This window comes from Poseidonibacter sp., assembly GCF_041821165.1.
Taxonomy (GTDB): Bacteria; Campylobacterota; Campylobacteria; order Campylobacterales; family Arcobacteraceae; genus Poseidonibacter.
Genome location: NZ_JBGUES010000245.1, coordinates 1 through 2680, shown reverse-complemented (window position 1 = coordinate 2680; position 2680 = coordinate 1). Strand labels below are relative to the sequence as shown.

5 protein-coding genes are annotated in these 2680 nt (G+C 25.0%); 1 reads left to right on the top strand and 4 read right to left on the bottom strand.

Annotated elements, in window-relative coordinates:
* From ACERKK_RS12730 to rpe, 4 genes are all read right to left on the bottom strand, one after another.
* The coding region (locus ACERKK_RS12730; RefSeq protein WP_373773452.1) for a hypothetical protein at positions 1-202 on the bottom strand (202 nt) is incomplete at its 3' end.
* Complete coding sequence (locus tag ACERKK_RS12725) at positions 202-1059, bottom strand: 3'-5' exonuclease (RefSeq protein WP_373773451.1); 858 nt, start codon at positions 1057-1059, stop codon at positions 202-204. The genes ACERKK_RS12725 and ACERKK_RS12730, both read right to left, overlap by 1 nt.
* Complete coding sequence (locus ACERKK_RS12720) at positions 1049-1642, bottom strand: phosphoribosylanthranilate isomerase (protein WP_373773450.1); 594 nt, start codon at positions 1640-1642, stop codon at positions 1049-1051. The genes ACERKK_RS12725 and ACERKK_RS12720 overlap by 11 nt, the downstream gene beginning before the upstream one ends.
* A 2-nt stretch (positions 1643-1644) precedes the next feature.
* A complete protein-coding gene (rpe, locus tag ACERKK_RS12715; RefSeq protein ID WP_373773449.1) occupies positions 1645-2286 on the bottom strand; it encodes a ribulose-phosphate 3-epimerase in 642 nt (213 codons plus the stop codon).
* Positions 2287-2390: 104 nt separating this feature from the next.
* Between rpe and ACERKK_RS12710 the strand changes: the two genes are divergently transcribed.
* Positions 2391-2680, top strand: a 290-nt coding sequence (locus ACERKK_RS12710; RefSeq protein ID WP_373773448.1) for a hypothetical protein, incomplete at its 3' end; no start/stop codon positions are given.

Below are 2680 nucleotides of genomic sequence, written 5' to 3'. Positions count from 1 at the left end.
TAAGAATATCATATAATAAAGCACATGAGATAGCCAAATTAGACTTTTTTTCATCTAAGCTAGAGTTATTGCATGAATGTATAATTTCCATTGCTAGGGCATTTATATGAACTAAATACTCTTTAATATCTTTACTATTTTCATTTTTATATACACTTGTTGCATAATTTAAAATTTTTATATAATTATCTTGAGAAAACATTAGTTTTCATCTTCTTTATTTGATATTTTTTTTTCGTCTTTTTTCTTAATATTAGGATTTAAAACTTTAGCATTTTTTGAAAAATCAATTAACTCTTCAACAGTTTTGATTTTTGAATAATCAATATTTTTTAAAGACTCTTCAAATACATGTTTTGTAGTTAAAGCATCATAATATGCTCTATGATGATTATCAACATCAATATTTAGAGTTTCTTTTAAAGAACTAAGTCCATATTTTTCTGACTGTATTGTTCTTCTTGCTAAATCAATTGTACAAATTTTTCTATTTTGAAGTTTTCCTAAATCATATTTTTCAAAAGAGTCTGATATATACCCATAATCAAATTTAATAGGATGAGCCACAAAAACATCATCATCTAAAAACTTTTTGAAGTCTTTTAAAACATTTTGTATAACAGGAGCATCAACTAACATATCAGGAGTAATATTTGTAATTTCTTGAATAAATTCAGGTATCTCTTTTGCATATACTAAAGAATCAAAAGTATCAACTATTTCACCATTTCTATACTTAACCGCACCAAGTTCAATAATTTGACAACCTTTTTTTACAGAAGCACCATTTGTTTCAATATCAACAATACAAAAACATTGTTCTTGAATTTTAGTTTTAATAGTTTTTAAATATACATTATTATCTTCATCTAACTCTAATGGTAATCCATTTGATAAAAGTAATTCAAACTCTAATTCAGGAGTATCAAAAAAAGTATCAGCTGCTTCATCAATTAAATCTAAAAACTTATCATATGAAATTGGCTCTTTTTTTAAAAGAGCCAGAATATTTGTCATTTTCAATTTAGGTTTTGGAACCATTCTTCTTTTAAATTTCATTTGCAGCTTTTATAAAATTAATCATTTTTTGTTTATCTTTTTTACCTTTAGAAGCTTCAACACCTGAACTTACATCTACTCCATATAAATTCAAACTCGATAATTCTATTAAGTTATTTTCGTTTAAACCACCTGCTAAAATCATTTTAGAAGTATCGATATTTTTGAACCACTCTAAAGCAACTCTTTTACCCTCACCTCCAAAAGATTCTACAAAAGCATCAACTAAAATATACTCATTTTTATCAATATTTTGAATATCTTCTTCTTTTTGCGCTCTTAAAACTTTTATATATTTACAATTTAATAAATCAAAATTTGTATGATTATTATCATCAATAATTTGAACCATTTGCATTTTTGCATCAAATGAAGTTTTATTTATAAACTCTTCATTTTCATTTACAAATAATCCTACTGTTTGAATAAAAGGAGGTAAGTTATCAACTATTTTTCTTGCATCAAGAGGTTTTATATATCGAGGAGATTTAGAATAAAAAACAAATCCTAAAGCATCTGCTCCTGCATTTATAGCATCAAGTGCATCTTCAAGATTAGTAATTCCACAAATTTTAATTCTCATACTTATACCTGTAAACTCTTTATTGCTTTAGAATAATCTTCATTTCCAAATACATAAGATCCAGCTACAACAATATCAACACCTGCATCTTTAAGCTCATGAATATTTTTATCATTAACACCACCATCAACTTCAATTAAACAATTAGGATTTCTTTTATTGATTAATTCTTTTAATTGTTTTGCTTTTTCAACTACACTTGTAATAAATTTTTGACCACCAAAACCAGGATTTACAGACATTAATAAAACCATATCTAAATCTTCAAGTAAGTATTCAATTGTAGATGGGTTTGTGTGAGGATTTAAAACAATTGCAGGTTTAATTCCAAAAGATCTAATTTTTTGAATTAATCTATGAGGATGTTTTTCACTTTCAATATGAAATGAAATATACTCAGGTTTACATGGAGCAAAAAGATCAACAAAAAATGAATTATCTTCAACCATTAAATGAATATCTAAAGGTTTAGTAGAAACCTTAGCAACAGGATTAACAACAACAGGACCAATAGTCATATTTGGAACAAAATGTCCATCCATTACATCAACATGAACTAAATCACATCCACCATCACAAATAGCTTTAATTTCAACATCTAATTTTCCAAAATCTGCTGATAAAATCGAAGGAGCAACTAACATTATAAACCTTTTTTTTTCTATAATTTTTCGCGATTATAGCATTAAAACTCTTTTATATCCTATATATTTTATTACTTATAAGTATTTTTGAGTAAAATGTATTTATGAAACATTTATTATTTTTAACAATATTTTTTACATTTTGTTTTTCTTCAAGTATTGAAGATATCTACAAAAATGCTTTGATTTTAGAAAAAGGTGGTCAATATAAAGAAGCAATGTTTCTATATAAAAAAGCCCTAGATTTACAATTATCTAATCAAAATAATACAAAAGATAAAGATAATAAAAAGTTAGAAATAGCATTAGAAAATAAAAATCATGAAGTTGAAACCTTCTCAAAAATGAAAAGTGACTTTTATACAAAAAAAATCAATAAAACAAATAATGCAGA